The organism is Cuneatibacter sp. NSJ-177, assembly GCF_022867805.1.
Classification (GTDB): Bacteria; Bacillota; Clostridia; order Lachnospirales; family Lachnospiraceae; genus Pseudolachnospira.
Window position 1 is genome coordinate 886,116 of the sequence record NZ_JALIFO010000006.1, and the last position, 14,602, is coordinate 900,717.

The 14,602-nt window shown below is 55.0% G+C and carries 11 protein-coding genes; 7 read left to right on the forward strand and 4 right to left on the reverse strand.

Annotated elements, in window-relative coordinates; all coding sequences use genetic code 11:
* Positions 1–16: 16 nt before the first annotated feature.
* The 5 genes from MUB23_RS11970 (at position 17) to MUB23_RS11990 (ending at position 6,855) form a co-directional block, all read left to right on the forward strand.
* Positions 17–1,480: a UDP-N-acetylmuramoyl-L-alanyl-D-glutamate--2,6-diaminopimelate ligase gene (locus MUB23_RS11970; protein ID WP_244801190.1), complete on the forward strand. Its 1,464-nt coding sequence runs from the start codon at positions 17–19 to the stop codon at positions 1,478–1,480.
* 12 nt (positions 1,481–1,492) lie between these two features.
* On the forward strand, positions 1,493–2,848 hold the full coding sequence (locus tag MUB23_RS11975; RefSeq protein ID WP_244800799.1) for a UDP-N-acetylmuramoyl-tripeptide--D-alanyl-D-alanine ligase: 1,356 nt from the start codon (positions 1,493–1,495) through the stop codon (positions 2,846–2,848).
* Positions 2,845–4,812 (forward strand): replication restart helicase PriA, encoded by a 1,968-nt coding sequence (gene priA, locus MUB23_RS11980; RefSeq protein WP_244800801.1) that lies wholly within the window; start codon positions 2,845–2,847, stop codon positions 4,810–4,812. Before MUB23_RS11975 ends, priA begins: the two co-directional genes overlap by 4 nt.
* 206 nt (positions 4,813–5,018) lie before the next feature.
* Complete coding sequence (gene def / locus MUB23_RS11985) at positions 5,019–5,486, forward strand: peptide deformylase (RefSeq protein WP_244800803.1); 468 nt, start codon at positions 5,019–5,021, stop codon at positions 5,484–5,486.
* 55 nt (positions 5,487–5,541) lie between these two features.
* Positions 5,542–6,855 carry a 4Fe-4S dicluster domain-containing protein gene (locus MUB23_RS11990; RefSeq protein ID WP_244800805.1) on the forward strand — a complete coding sequence of 438 codons (1,314 nt, stop codon included), beginning with the start codon at positions 5,542–5,544 and terminating at the stop codon, positions 6,853–6,855.
* Positions 6,856–6,992: 137 nt separating this feature from the next.
* Here MUB23_RS11990 and MUB23_RS11995 read toward each other — a convergent pair whose 3' ends face one another.
* Entirely contained in the window at positions 6,993–7,166 is a 174-nt protein-coding gene (locus MUB23_RS11995; protein ID WP_244800806.1) for a hypothetical protein, read from the reverse strand.
* Between the two features lie 50 nt (positions 7,167–7,216).
* Entirely contained in the window at positions 7,217–7,450 is a 234-nt protein-coding gene (locus MUB23_RS12000) for a hypothetical protein (RefSeq protein WP_244800807.1), read from the reverse strand.
* A gap of 223 nt (positions 7,451–7,673) precedes the next feature.
* Between MUB23_RS12000 and MUB23_RS12005 the strand changes: the two genes are divergently transcribed.
* Entirely contained in the window at positions 7,674–8,579 is a 906-nt protein-coding gene (locus MUB23_RS12005; protein WP_244800809.1) for a LysR family transcriptional regulator, read from the forward strand.
* 225 nt (positions 8,580–8,804) lie between these two features.
* On the opposite strand, the gene MUB23_RS12010 is transcribed toward MUB23_RS12005, so the two are convergent.
* Together MUB23_RS12010 and MUB23_RS12015 are read right to left on the reverse strand one after the other, a co-directional pair.
* Positions 8,805–10,055, reverse strand: coding sequence for an FAD-dependent oxidoreductase (locus MUB23_RS12010; protein WP_244800811.1), 1,251 nt, complete (start codon positions 10,053–10,055; stop codon positions 8,805–8,807).
* Positions 10,056–10,119: 64 nt separating this feature from the next.
* Positions 10,120–11,562 (reverse strand): SLC13 family permease, encoded by a 1,443-nt coding sequence (locus MUB23_RS12015; RefSeq protein ID WP_244800813.1) that lies wholly within the window; start codon positions 11,560–11,562, stop codon positions 10,120–10,122.
* A 340-nt stretch (positions 11,563–11,902) separates the two neighbouring features.
* On the opposite strand from MUB23_RS12015, the gene MUB23_RS12020 reads away from it, so the two are divergent.
* A complete protein-coding gene (locus MUB23_RS12020) occupies positions 11,903–14,602 on the forward strand; it encodes a molybdopterin-dependent oxidoreductase (protein ID WP_244800814.1) in 2,700 nt (899 codons plus the stop codon).

The window sequence follows — 14,602 nt, forward strand, 5'->3', positions numbered from 1 at the left end:
CGGGAAAGGATTGAGTATGAAATTACGCGCGTTACTGGAAGAGCTGGAATATGAAGTCAGGCAGGGAAGCCTTGACGTGGAGATCGAGGCTCTGGTGTACGATTCCCGGAAAGACTGCAAAAATGCGGCTTTTGTCTGTATCAGCGGCACCAAAGTGGACGCCCATACCTTTATTCCCCAGGTGGCGGAAAAAGGGGCGGCGGCCGTTGTCGTGGAAAAGGAAGCGGAGGCCCCCGAAGGGGTTACCGTCATCCAGGTGAATAATGCCAGAAAAGCGCTGGCCCTTCTCTCCGCCGCCTATTTTGACCATCCGACCCGGAAGATGAAGGCGGTCGGGTTCACCGGCACCAAAGGGAAAACCACCAGCACCTACATGCTGAAAGAAATCCTAGAGGCCGCTGGAGGCAAGGTCGGGCTGGTCGGCACCAACGGCGCCGTCATCGGCGGCGAACACTTTACGACCAATAATACGACCCCGGAATCCTATGAACTGCAGGAATACTTTCACCGGATGGTGGAAGCCGGCTGTGAGTATATGATTATGGAGGTTTCCTCCCAGGGGCTTATGATGCACCGGGTGGATGGGATCGATTTTGACATCGGCGTCTTCACCAATCTTTCGCCGGATCACATTGGCCCCAATGAGCACAAAAGTTTTGAGGAATACCGTTCCTATAAAGGAAAGCTGTTCCAAATGTGCCGGATTGGCCTCGTCAACCGGGATGATGAAAACTGGGAGCCCCTGGTGGAGGGGCATACCTGCGAGCTTTTTACTTTCGGCCAGAGTCCGGAGGCGGATTTTGCCGCGGCCAACATCGGCCATAAGAGGCAAGGCAGTTTTATGGGCATCGGTTTTGACTTGAAGGGAAAGGCGGATTTCCCGGTGGAAGTGGGAATTCCAGGACTTTTTAATGTTTACAATGCCTTGGGGGCGGCCTCGGCCGCTCTGACTCTTGGCATAGAAAAAGAGGCGGTGCAGAAAGCTCTGAGAGATGTACGGGTGGACGGTCGGATGGAGCTGGTCTATGCCTCGGACCACTTTTCCGTCATTGTCGATTACGCCCACAATGGGCTCAGCACCAAGAGTCTTCTGGAAACGCTGCGGGGCTATCATCCGAAACGTCTGGTAGTGGTTTTTGGCTGCGGCGGAAACCGGGATCCCCACCGGCGGTATGAGATGGGGGAAGCCGCCGGCCGGATGGCAGATCTTTCCATCGTGACGGCGGACAATTCCCGCTGGGAAAAGGTGGAGGATATCATGAAGGATATCCATATCGGCCTTGACCCGACCGGAGGCGCGTCCCTTGATATCCCGGATCGTAGGGATGCGATCCGCTACAGCATCGCCCACGCGGAGGACGGCGACGTGATCGCAGTGATCGGCAAGGGGCATGAGGATTATCAGGAGGTCGAGGGGGTAAAAACCCATTTTCTGGACCGGGAAGTGATCGAAGAAACCATAAAGGAGCTGGGGCTGTAGGCCCTGTTGGAGATGGAAAAGATTACAGTTTTAGATATTGCGGAAGCTGCCGGCGGACGGCTTTTATGCGGGAGGCCGGATACGCCGGTCAGAAATATCAGTATTGATTCCCGGAAGATGAAGGGGGAGGATCTCTTTGTGCCGATTATTGGAGCAAAGGTGGATGCCCACCGGTTCATCGAGGGCGCTTTTTCGGCTGGAGCGGCGGCCACTTTTACCTCAGAGCATGAGACCAAGGAGGACTCCCGCCCTTATATCTATGTAGAAGACACGGTAAAAGCGCTCCAGGCGCTGGGGGCTGCGTACCGGAAGCGCCTGAGGATGCCGGTGATCGGCATTACCGGGAGCGTGGGAAAAACCACGACCAGAGAGATGGTGACCGCAGCGCTTTCCGCCGGGCGGAAGGTTACCGGAACCAGCGGCAACAGCAATGGCCAGTTGGGCGTGCCGATTTCCATCTGCGAGGCGGATTTGGCCGCGGAGGCGGCTGTTTTTGAGATGGGGATGAGCGAGCCGGGAGAGATGCCGAAGATCGCGGCGGTGGCCCGGCCGGATCTTGCCGTGGTGACCAATATTGGGGTTTCCCACATTGAAAACTTGGGGTCACGGGAAGGAATCTGCCGGGAGAAGATGCACATTACCGACGGATTCGGCCCGGAGAATACCGCTATTTTAAATGGGGAGGAACCGCTGCTTACGGCTTTCCGCGGGAAAACGGTCTTTCGGACCGTCTACTATGGGACCGGGCCGGACAATGATTATCGGGCGGAGAATGTCCGGGTGGAGAACGGCCGGACCTGCTTTATGGTGAAAACGCCGAAAGAAACGATTTCTTTGTCCCTCGGAGTGCCAGGGCTTCACAATGTCATGAATGCTTTGGCTGCCTTGGCGGCGGCGGATGTGCTGGGCGTTCCTTTGACCCTTGCGGCCGGAAAACTTTCGGAGTTTTCCGGTTTTGCGAGAAGGCTGCAAATCGTGGATCGGAATGGCCTGACCTTGATCGACGACAGTTACAACGCCAGTCCGGAGTCCATGCGGGCTGCACTGCAGGTTCTCTCCACCACAGAGACCGCCGGGCGGCGGGGGGCTGTGCTGGCGGATATGCTGGAGCTGGGGCCGGATTCGCCTAAGTTTCACGGCCAGGTGGGAGAGTTTGCCGCCGGGTGTCCGGTGGACCAATATTTCTTGATCGGAGCGCAGATCCGTTTTCTCGGGGAGGCGCTGGAGAAAGCGGGAAAGCCGGTGCTCTATTTTACGGATAATGTAACTGCGGCTGCGGCCGTGAAAGACTGGGCAAAGCCCGGCGATACGGTCTTGTTTAAGGGCTCCAACGGTATGAAGCTGGGAGAAGTCCTGAAAGAGCTGTGACAGAATTGAAATTTGCGAATATAATTGTAGACATTTCCCTGGAAAAACTGGATAAAACCTTTCAGTATAAAGTACCGGAAGCGCTCCGGGAAAGGCTGACGCCGGGCATGCAGGTGGTGGTTCCTTTTGGAAACCGTACGCTGACCGGCTATGTGCTGGAATTGACCGATGAGTCAGAATTCGATGAGACGAAGACAAAAGAGATTCTTGGAATTTCCGAAAAATCGGTGCCCATCGAGTCCCAGCTGATTTCCCTGGCGGCCTGGATGAAAGATACCTACGGCTGCACGATGAATCAAGCGTTAAAGACGGTGCTTCCGACCAAGACGCGGGTAAAAGCGCGGAGTCCGCGGGTTGCGCAGACAGAACTTCCTGCAAAAACGACGGAGCCGGTCCGGCTGAACGAGGCGCAGGCGCAGGCAGTGGAAGGCATCTGTGCTTCCTACCCAAAGCCAGCCCTTCTTTTTGGCGTGACCGGAAGCGGAAAAACAGAAGTTTATATGGAGTTGATTGCCCGGATGCAGCGGGCGGGGAAGCAGACGATTCTTTTGATTCCAGAAATTTCTCTGACTTACCAGAACCTCCGCCGGTTTTACCAGCGGTTCGGGGACCGGGTCAGTGTGGTGAATTCCAGACTGTCGGCAGGTGAAAAATATCAGCATTTCGAGCAGGCGAGGCGCGGCGAAATCGATGTCATGATTGGGCCCCGCTCCGCGCTGTTTACTCCTTTTCCCAACCTGGGATTAATCATCATGGACGAGGAGCACGAGGGGGCGTACCGCAGCGAGACCGCTCCCCGGTACTTGGCCTCGGAGGTGGCCCTGGAGAGGGCGAGGCTGGCCGGGGCCGGGGTGGTGTTCGGCTCGGCGACCCCTTCCCTGGAGACCTACACGAAGGCGATTGGCGGAATCTATGGATTATTCACGCTGCCCGCGAGGGCCAAGGCAGGAAGTCTGCTGCCCGTGGTTTCAATTGTGGATTTGCGGGAAGAATTGAGAGAGGGAAACAAAAGTATTTTCAGCCGCAAGCTGTCTGCCTTAATGGAAGACCGGCTGAAAAAAAAGGAGCAGGTGATGCTGTTTTTGAACCGGCGGGGGTACGCGGGATTTTTGTCCTGCCGCTCCTGCGGCATAGCCATCAAATGCCCCCATTGTGATGTGGCACTGACTTCCCATAAAAACGGCGCCCTGGTCTGCCATTACTGCGGGCACACGGAGCCCATGCCGGACCGCTGCCCTTCCTGCGGCTCCCCGTATATTGCCGGTTTCGGCATCGGGACCCAGAAGGTGGAAACCATGGTGAAGAAACGTTTTCCGGAGGCGCGGACTTTGCGCATGGACCTGGACACCACCGGGAGAAAAGACAGTCATTCCAAACTTCTTTCGGCATTTGCGGACGGGGAGGCGGACATTTTAATCGGAACCCAGATGATCGTCAAAGGGCACGATTTTCCAAAAGTAACATTGATGGGAGTATTGGCTGCGGACCTTTCTCTCTACAGCAATGATTTCCGGGCGGTGGAGCGGACCTTTCAGCTTCTGACTCAGGCGGCCGGGAGAGCCGGACGGGGGGCCGATGCCGGGGAGGTCGTGATCCAGACCTACAGCCCGGACAACTATGGGATCAAAGCTGCCGCCAGACAGGATTATCCCGGCTTTTACGCGCAGGAAATGCTTTATCGGAAACTCTTATCCTACCCGCCCGCGGGAGCGATGCTTTCGGTGCTGGTGACTTCATCGAAGGAGGAGGCGGCACAGGCGGAAGCGGAAGAGATCGCCAGGGATATCAAAGAACATTTTCCCGACGTAGCGGTCATCGGGCCGTCGGATGCGGGGATTTCGAGAATTCAGGATATATACCGGAAAATGATTTATCTGAAGCATCCCCGGCGGGAACGCCTTTTAGAAGTCCGGCGGCGGGAGGAGGCTTCCCACGGAATACAGGTACAAATGGATTTACTATGAAACTCAGCGAAGCAGAGCCGGCAGGCGATAGCTGAGTGCTATGTTTCATGTATGCAGCGCGCTTAGCGAGGACGAGCCCGCAGGGCGACAGACGAGCTTAGCAGAGTCGTTTACTATGAAACTCAGCGAAGCAGAGCCGAAAGGCGATAGCTGAGCGCTGCGTTTCACGAAAGAGAATATTTGAGGAATAGATGAGGAGGAAGAAAATGGCGATTCGGAATATTCGGGAAATGGGAGACGAGGTGCTCCGCAAGCACTGCAAACCGGTGAAGGAAATGACGCCGCGGCTGCGCGGAATTATCGAAGATATGTTTGAAACCATGTACGAGGCCTACGGTGTGGGGCTGGCGGGACCTCAGGTGGGAGTTTTAAAACAGATCGTGGTTATCGACGTGGACGGGGAGCATCCTCTGGTGCTGATCAATCCGGAGATCCTTGAAACCGACGGCTCCCAGACCGGAAGCGAGGGCTGCCTCAGTGTTCCCGGAAAGCACGCCACGGTGACGAGGCCTAACTATGTGAAGGTGAAAGCTCAGGATATCAATATGAATTGGTTTGAGCTGGAAGGCACGGAGCTTTTGGCCCGCGCGATCTGTCATGAGTGCGACCATCTGGAAGGGATTCTTTACGTGGATAAGAAGGAAGGCCCGCTGATGGATAACGAGGAAGATTGATCGAACGCTTTAAAGCAGATCGTTTTCCCAAACAGAGCCGAGGAAAGGATGCGTTATGGGACATTTGACGGCAAAGGACGCTTATAAAAGCCTGGAAGAGCGAATCAACTGGTTCACGCAGGGAGCGCCGCCGACGGAAACACTCTATCAGATTCTGCGGGTCCTGTACTCGGAAGAAGAAGCCAAGTGGATGGCCCTTCTCCCGATCCGGCCTTTTACAGTGAAGAAGGCCGCGCGGGTCTGGGATACCAGCGAGGCTAAGGCAGAGCGGTTTTTGAATCATCTCTGTGAAAAGGCTCTCCTGGTGGACTCAGAGTATGAGGGCATCCGGAAGTTTGTGATGCCGCCGCCGATGGCCGGATTCTTCGAATTTGCCCTGATGCGGACCAGAGGGGATATCGATCAGAAATATCTCAGCGAACTCTACTATCAGTACATGAATGTGGAGGAAGATTTCATCAAAGACCTTTTCTGGGCCACGGAAACCAAACTGGGCCGGGTTTATGTCCAGGAACCGGTGCTGACGAACCGGCAGACCAACCACATTCTGGATTATGAGAGAGCCAGCCATATCATAGACGAAGCTTCCCATATCGGCCTTGGCACCTGCTACTGCCGCCATAAGGCGTTTCATGCCGGACATCCCTGTGAGATCGACGCTCCCTGGGATGTTTGTCTGACCTTCGGCAATGTGGCGCGTTCCCTGGCGGAGCACGGCGGCCATGCGCGTCTTATCTCGAAGGAGGAGGCCATGGACGCCTTGGAACGCTCTTATGAAGCGAATCTGGTGCAGATCGGGGAAAACGTCAGGGAGGATCCTGCCTTTATCTGCAACTGCTGCGGGTGCTGCTGTGAGGCTCTGCAGGCGGCAAGGCGTTTTAGGCCGATGCAGCCGGTTGCTACGACCAATTATCTGCCGCAGATCTCCTGGGACAAGTGCGTGGCCTGCGGGAAATGCGCCAAGGTTTGTCCGATTCTGGCCATTGAAATCAAGGAGAGCAAAAAGAAGGGGAAGAAACGGGCGGTGGTGGATACGGATATCTGCCTGGGCTGCGGCGTCTGTGCCAGGAACTGTTCCTTTGGCGCCATTGAGATGAAGCGGCGGCCGATCCAGGTGGTGACGCCGGTCACCAGCACCCACCGGTTTGTGCTCCAGGCGATTGAAAAGGGGACGCTGCCGAATCTGATTTTTGACAATCAGGCGTTTGCCAGCCACCGGGCCATGGCGGCCGTGTTCGGTGTGATTTTAAAGCTGCCGCCGTTAAAACAGGCGTTAGCCAGCAAGCAGCTCAAGTCCGTGTATCTGGACCGCCTTCTTTCTAGTCTGTTGAATACGGAGAGGAAAAAAGAAGAGAAACCAGCGGAGTAGCAGGCAGACTCTAAAGCACGGGGGAAAATCCCCATGATAACGGAAAGCTGTATGGAACCGGAAATTTACCGGAGTCCATACAGCTTTTTGTATCATAGGAAATTCCTAGAAATTTCCAACACCGCTGTTAGCTTTCATCACGTGGTTACGTCCCGTTTCCAGCCGGGGCCGGGATCTTCCAGGGGCTGACTTTCCTCCCCGGGTGTTTGGGGCGGGACTTCAGTCCAGACATTATCACTTTTCGGCAGGTCGATTTCAGGAATATCCTGATCACCGTAGTCAAATTCGTGGGGCCGGTTATTTTCTTGCATGTTTCCCTCCATTTCATTTTATTACACCGCACAGGCGGCAGGGGACTTTCTCATTGTTTTTTCTGATAAGCAACCAGAATAAGCTCTTTTCCGGCCATCCGGGACAGCTCGGCTTCCTGTTTTTGCAGTTCTTTACAGCAGTCTTCGCTGATCTTAGCGGGCGGACAGGCTTTGAGGTACTCCCGGTCTTCCTGTTCCAGCACGCTTTGCATGGCCTTTTCCCGGAGCGCTTCCTCGCAGGCCGCCGGCAGATCAACGGCGGAATCGTTCATTTTCAAATCCAATGGACACACCTCCTTTTTCCTATTTTGCCGGAAGACGGCGGATTTTATTCCTGCCAAGCGATGGGCAAGCGGACCGGCCGGCAAATCTGTTTAGCAAATGCAATTTTTTTCTTGATGCAGGAAAGTTTCCAGGAAAGAAATCCCTTTGACAACTTCTTTTTCCTATGATACGCTTTTCGCTAGTAGGAAAGATAGGTGAAATCCATAGGAGGTGGGACTTGCCATGGATATGGAACAGGTCAAATGCGTCTTGGCGGTGGAGAGTTACAAAACATTTCTGGATGCTTCTTTTCATTTAAACCGTTCCCAGTCGTCGGTATCGAAAAGTATTCAGCGTCTGGAAGAAGAGTTGGGAATCCGCCTGTTCGACCGCACGACGCGCCGGGTGGAGCTGACGCCGGCGGGCCGGGATTTTGTAGAGTTGGGAAGGCAGATCCTGATTTGTTATGAAGGGATCCTCCGGTCGGCCCAGGCGCACCAGAAGGAGGAATTCGGCCATCTGCGCATCGGCAGTATCTATTTTGGACGGAACAGCCGTCTGGACCCCTTGATTGCGGAATTTGTCCGGCAGTATCCGTCTGTCGAGATCGACATGAGGGAGGGGATGACCACGCCGCTGATGCAGGCGCTTCGGGCCAAAGAACTGGATGTGGTGTTTGTGTCCAGTATGTACCTGAATAACGGCAGCCCGCAGAATTTTTCCAGCGATCCGGAATACCACGCCTATTCCTGTTTCCGGGATCTCTACTATGTGGTGATGAGCAAAGACCATCCCCTGGCGGAGCGGGAGATGTTAGACTATCAAGATTTGGAAGGGGAAGCGTTGATCGCTACGGACCGGGCCATGGACGTGTATCACCGGGCGGTCTCAAAGGCTTTTGAGTCCCACGGGGTTCCGTTTACGATTTCCATGTACTGCAATTCTGTCCGGTCGGTTTTATATATGGTGTCCCAGAATCTGGGGATCGCCATCTTGTCCAAACTGGTTATCGAGGAATCGGATGATCTGAGAATCGTTCCGATGCGGGATCCCCTGGTCAGGGACACCCAGATGGTAATTTTGAATCAGAAAAACACCCCGCCCCATATCCGGGCTTTTTTCCAGTTTGTCCAGGGCCAGGAACTGTGAATCAGGCAATCAGCCGAAAGCCCCAGGCTCGATGTTTCTGCTATTGTCCAGCGGCAGGAACGCATCGTCCCGGATCGGATCCGCCTGAGACGCATGGAGCAGAGAAAAGGACCGCTGCGAAACGAAGATTCCGATCAGATTTTCTCTTGGCTTACCAGCTGGAAAATCTTGTGGAAGTGTTTCGTTTGGCAGCAGTCCTTTTTTGATTCAAGGAGGATATCTGGTTTACAGCAGTTTTTCTTTTAGAATTTTTCCATCCAACTCATTGGCTGCGCAGCCCTGGTTCAGCGACTCCGCAGCGGCCAGACCGGCGGCTTCTCCCAGGCGCATGCAGGTGATCATCACCCGGATGCAGGCATGGGCCTCATATTCGGCGGAGATACAGCGTCCGGCCAGAATCAAATTGGAAATCTCGTCGGTGACCTGAGAACGATAGGGGATGTAGAATACCCCGGTGTTGGGCTTGACGACCCGGCTGGAAACCCCGTCGGTATCGTGGATATCGATGGGGTAGGAGCTCTTTGCCACCGCATCTTCGAAGAGGCGGCCTTCCAAGACATCTTCATTGGTCAGCACATATTTGCCCATGATCCGGCGGGAATCCCGCAGACCAGTAAAATCGCCGGAGGCAACGAGGAAGGAGTGCTCAAAGCCAGGCACGTTCTCAATGAAGAAGCGGCTGATTTTACGGATTTGGCGTCTGGCTTCCATCTCCGCTTTGCTCCAGGCAAAGGTATCCAGAGGATTGATTTCCAGCCGGCTCATATTGGAGTACAGAACGCCGCTCGGAAGAGGACGGGCCAGCAGGTTGTTGACATAAAGGCAGCCTTCGGCGATTCCTTTTGCCGCCAATTCTTCCTTTTCTTTCTGACTGACCTTGGCATACCGCTCCTGGTCGACGTTCATCATCTTATATATCAGGCTGCCGGGCTGAAGGACTCCGTTTTCATCGCCCATTTTCCAGGGACAGCCGCAGGATACTGCGACGGATCCGTGGAAGGTGGCGTCGATGACAATGTCTCCGGTCACAGTCTGGATTCCTTCCTCATTGTGGATGCGCAGTCCGGTGATTTTGCCGTCCGACGTCTCGGCGCCGATGACCCGCGTGTGGAAAAGTACGTCTACCCCTGCTTCACAGACCAAATTGTCAATGACATCCTTTAGGACATCCGATTCATAGGGGATCACCAATACGCCCAAATCTTTATTCCCGGACAGGTAAATCTGTTCGATTCCTTTGCTCCCGCCGGCTGCGGTCAGTCCGTCGAGCACGGCGCGGATGATGCCTTTTTGCGGAATCTGGTCCTCCCCATTGGCAAAGCCCAGAAATTGGCAAATTTGAGCGCCGGTGGCGGTGCCGCCGAGATAGGCCTTTTCCTCGATCAGTAAAGTCTTTTTTCCGGCTTTTGCCGCGGTGACGGCAGCCGCAAATCCTGCGGTGCCGCCACCGGCGACGATAACTTCATAATGCAGCATAGAAAACCTCTCTTCGTTTCATGGTTGCAGCGGCAAATGGATTGCCGCTCACGGATTCTGTTTGTTACATGATAGCGGCAGCCAGCGGATATCCGACGAAGGCCAGCACGATAGCGCAGGCTAAGGACAGCAGAAGGCCGTATTTCAGCATAATATCCGTCTTCAGCCAGCCGGTTCCGGCTGCAATCGCCGCATGAGCGGTGGAAGGCGGCGTGGCCAGAGCGACGCAGGCGCCGGCTCCGATGATACAGGTCAGAGCGGCCGGATTGACCCCGGCAATCGCGTTCCCGTAGACCAGGGGCAGCGAAATGCTGTAAATCAAAGTGACGGTCACGGTGTTGGAGGCAAAGTTTGTCAGCATAACCGTGAAGAAGGAGATAAAGAATACGAATACCATGGGCGGCATGTTGCCGATCAGCGGGGAGATTGCGCTGACGACCACGTCGGTGATTCCCACATCGGCATTGGTCAATGCGCCGCCGAGGATCCCGGTAGCGGCTACCATCAAGACAGCGCCCCACGGAACTCCTTTGGAAATGGCCTCACTGAAGTTCATCAGAGGTTTTCCCTTAAAGTGGATCAGGCAGAGGACAACCGTGCCGATCATCGGGGGGACTGGGGTTCCCAGACTGGAGATTGCAGCGGCAACGCCGGGCAGAATCGGTTTGATGATGCCAGGAAGCATCCACATGGCAACCACGATGCCGAAGACAACAAGGGTACATTTTTCTTCTACGCTCATCTTCGGTACGTCATGCTTCAAAATATCCGGATTCAGGTTGCGGAGACGGTCCGTATCCGGGCGGAACACATATTTCAGAAGAAGCATGGCGACAAAGAAGATGACGATGGCGGATACCACGCCGAAAATGGTGTACTGGACAAAGTCGATGGGCATTCCCATGTCCTTCTCATAGAGGGACATGCCAAGAATCGGCACGGTATGCGCGATCGGCGTTGTGATCGTGGACAGGGAGGCAAAGAACAGGATGGCCAGGATTACCATCTGCGGGAACCGGTCGCCTTTTTCATATCCGAGCTCTTTGAAAATCTGTTCTGCAATGGGAACGAATACGATGAAGGCCGGAATCGGAGACATGAAGGATCCGATGACCAGCGGGGCCAAAAACAGCAGGCCCAGGAACAGCCAAGGGTTTTTCTTCGTGAACGGGCGGGTGACGAACCAGACCGCGCAGCGTTTCAGAAAACCGGTCTGTCCCAGCACATAGGTGACCATGGAGCTGAACAGAACGAAAGAAACGATCCAGCCGCCCATGGAAGCGCTCAGGCCTTCCGAGTAGGAGTAAAGAGGCGACATAATCAGCGCAACGATACAAAGTACGCTGGGCCAGGTAACCGATACGAACAGCCAGAGGACGATCGTTCCGATGAAGATACCGGCGACCTGCATCCCTAACTGGGACAAGCCAAACATCGGAGGCAGGAACTGGCATCCAAACAGGAACAGGATACCGATCACAGTACAAATCCATTTCTTGGTATTCATAGCTTATCAAACCTTTCCAATTAATTTGTTGCCGGACTCATAGGAATCCGGGGCCTCTTTCGCGAAAGCAAATGAAATATTTCATAAATGATTATAGAAATAGGGAGAACAAAAAGCAATTCATTTTTCGGACAATCTATTCCTGATGGGAATAAATAAAAATAGCTGCAAAGCGGAGTTCGGGCTTCCCGTTCCTTTTTTATGGAGCGACGGAGGAGCGTAATAAAAAATAGCTGCGAAGCAGATAAAACAGTAGGTTCCGGATCAATTTGACATCCTGCGAATCCTATGTTACGCTTTTTAAATAAGAAGCGGAAAGGATGGTTCACAAGGCGGGATCATGGAAATAAAATTTCAGCTCAATGGTACGGCAGTCTGTTATACAGGGGACAAAGATCGGACGCTGCTTTCCTATTTGCGGGGAACTGCCTGCCTGAAAGGAACGAAGGAAGGCTGCGGCACAGGGCACTGCGGGGCCTGTACTGTGCTGAAGGACGGCGTGCCGGTCCGTTCCTGCGTCACGAAGATGGAACGCTTGGAAGGGGCCGATATCCTGACCATCGAAGGCTTAACGCCCAAAGAAGGGCTTCATCCCATCCAGAAAGCATTTCTGGACGTGGGAGCCGTCCAGTGCGGCTATTGTACGCCGGGAATGGTTCTGGCAACGAAAGCTCTGTTAGATCGGAATCCGGATCCGGGATGCGAAGAGATTGAGGAGGCCCTGCGCCGGAATTATTGCCGCTGCACCGGATATGTGAAAATCATAGAGGCTGTTTTGCTGGCGGCTGCGCGGCTGCGGGGAGAAGAGCCTCCGCTTTCATCGGTCCGCGCCATGGAGCACAGCCGGATTTTTCTGGGAAGCGAAGAGACAAAAGCGCTTCCGGCAGGCCGGATTCTGGGACATCCTCTGTGGGATACGGACGGACCGGACAAAGTTTCCGGGAGGCTGGCCTACTGCGGAGACCTGGACTTCCCGGACATGCTCTACGGCGCTTTTGTCTGGGCCCCGGTACCCAGGGCGGAACGGATCGAGCTGGACTTTGAGGCGGCGGGGCGGATGCCCGGAGTCCGGAAAATTCTAATTTGGCGCGATGTACCGGGGGACAATCATCTGGGAACCTTTGAGCGGGAACAGGAAATCTTTTGCCGGAGCGAAGTCTTTTTCCTGGGTGACATGCTGGCTTTGGTGGTGGCAGAATCGGAGGAACAGGCGCGGAATGCAGCGAAAACCGTAACGGTTTCCTACCGGGAAGCCGAGGGAATCTACTCCATTGGGGATGGATTGGCAAAAGGGGCCGTATTGGCAAAAGCAAGCCGGGACCGCGGCGATCTTGCCGCAGCAAAGCGGGAGGATCTGATTGTTGTCCGCGGGGATTACCGGCTGGAGCGGGTGGAACACGGCTGCCTGGAGACGGAGGCTGCCGTCGGAATCGGTGAGGAAGACGGGGTAACCGTCTATGCGACGACGCAGTCGCCCTTTGAGATCCGGGATATGCTGTCGCCGGTTCTTAACCTGCCGGTCAGCCGGATCCGCGTCATCGGAACGCCTTTGGGCGGAGCGTTCGGCAGTAAGTGCGACGCCCATATCGAGGCCGCCGCAGCGGTGGCGGGAAAGGCACTTGGCTGTCCGGTCAAGATCGTGCTGAACCGGGAGGAGTCCCTCCGCCTGTCGACCAAGCGCCATGCGTATCTGACCCACTATGAAATCGGGGTTCGGAAGGACGGGACATTCTGCTATCTGGATGCAGAAATGAGTTCCGACGCAGGCCCATATGCCAACCTCAGCGGAGGTGTTTTGATGCAGGGCTGTATTTTTGCCGGAGGACCGTATCAAATTCCCCATCTGCGGGTAAGGGGGCAGGCAGTACGGACCAACAATCCGTTAGGAGGCGCTTTCCGCGGTTTTGGGATCAATCAAGCCGCGGTTTGCGTGGAGACGCTGTTGGATGAGGCGGCGGAAAAACTGGGGATGGATCCCTTTGCCATCCGAATTAAAAACGCATTGACCGTAGGCAGCGAGACGGTGGGAGGGGAAACACTTGCGGCAAGTGTCGGGATTGCGGATACCATTGAGCTTTGCCGGCGGGAGACGGAAAAAGCCAGGCGAGAATATGAAAAAAGGTATCCCATGGGAAACAAAGTGCTCGGTGTCGGCGTGGCAAGCGGGTATAAAAATGTCGGCGTCGGCCGCGGGGCAGTGGACGACGGAGGCTGTATCCTTACGATGAAGCCGGACGGACGGTTGGAAATGAAAGTTTCCGGCGTTGATATGGGACAGGGATTCCGGACCGCGATGCGGCAGATCTGTGCGGAAGCTACGGGCTGCGGGATGGAAATCATTGATCTGGTGAACGGCGATACGGAGGAGACACTCCGGCATGGGCAGGCGGTTAGCGAAAGGCAGACGCTGAATTCCGGACGCGCCGTGGTGGAAGCGGCCCGGCTGCTAAAGGAGGAGCTGGAAACGCATCCTATAAAACCGGGTGAAAGCAGGAGCGTCCGCTACCGTTTTGTCGCGCCGAAGACTTACCCTCTGGAGGAGGCTGCAAGACACGAGGCAGGGGAGAACTACCGCAACTATCCTTCCTATGCCTATACGACTCAGTCCGTGCTTTTGGAGGCGGACCGCGAGACCGGCGAGGTGAAGGTGCTGAAAGTCATTGCGGCCCATGATGTGGGACGGGCTATCAATCCCCATATGATCGAGGGGCAGATCGAAGGGAGCTGTTCCATGGGGATCGGCTATGCTCTGAGCGAATCCTATCCGTCGGAAGATGGGATTCCCACATGCCGGAATTACGGGGAGCTGGGAATTCCCCGTTCGGTCCATACGCCGGAATACGAGATTTTGCTGGTGGAGGATCCGGAACCGCTGGGACCATTCGGGGCGAAAGGAATTTCAGAGGTGGCGACGGTGCCGATGACACCGGCTGTTTTAAATGCTATTGCGGACGCTCTGGGAGTGCGGATCCGGCAGCTTCCCGCAACACCGGAAAGAATTCGGTCTGCGATGAAAGAAAAAAGAAGCGCGGGGGAATGA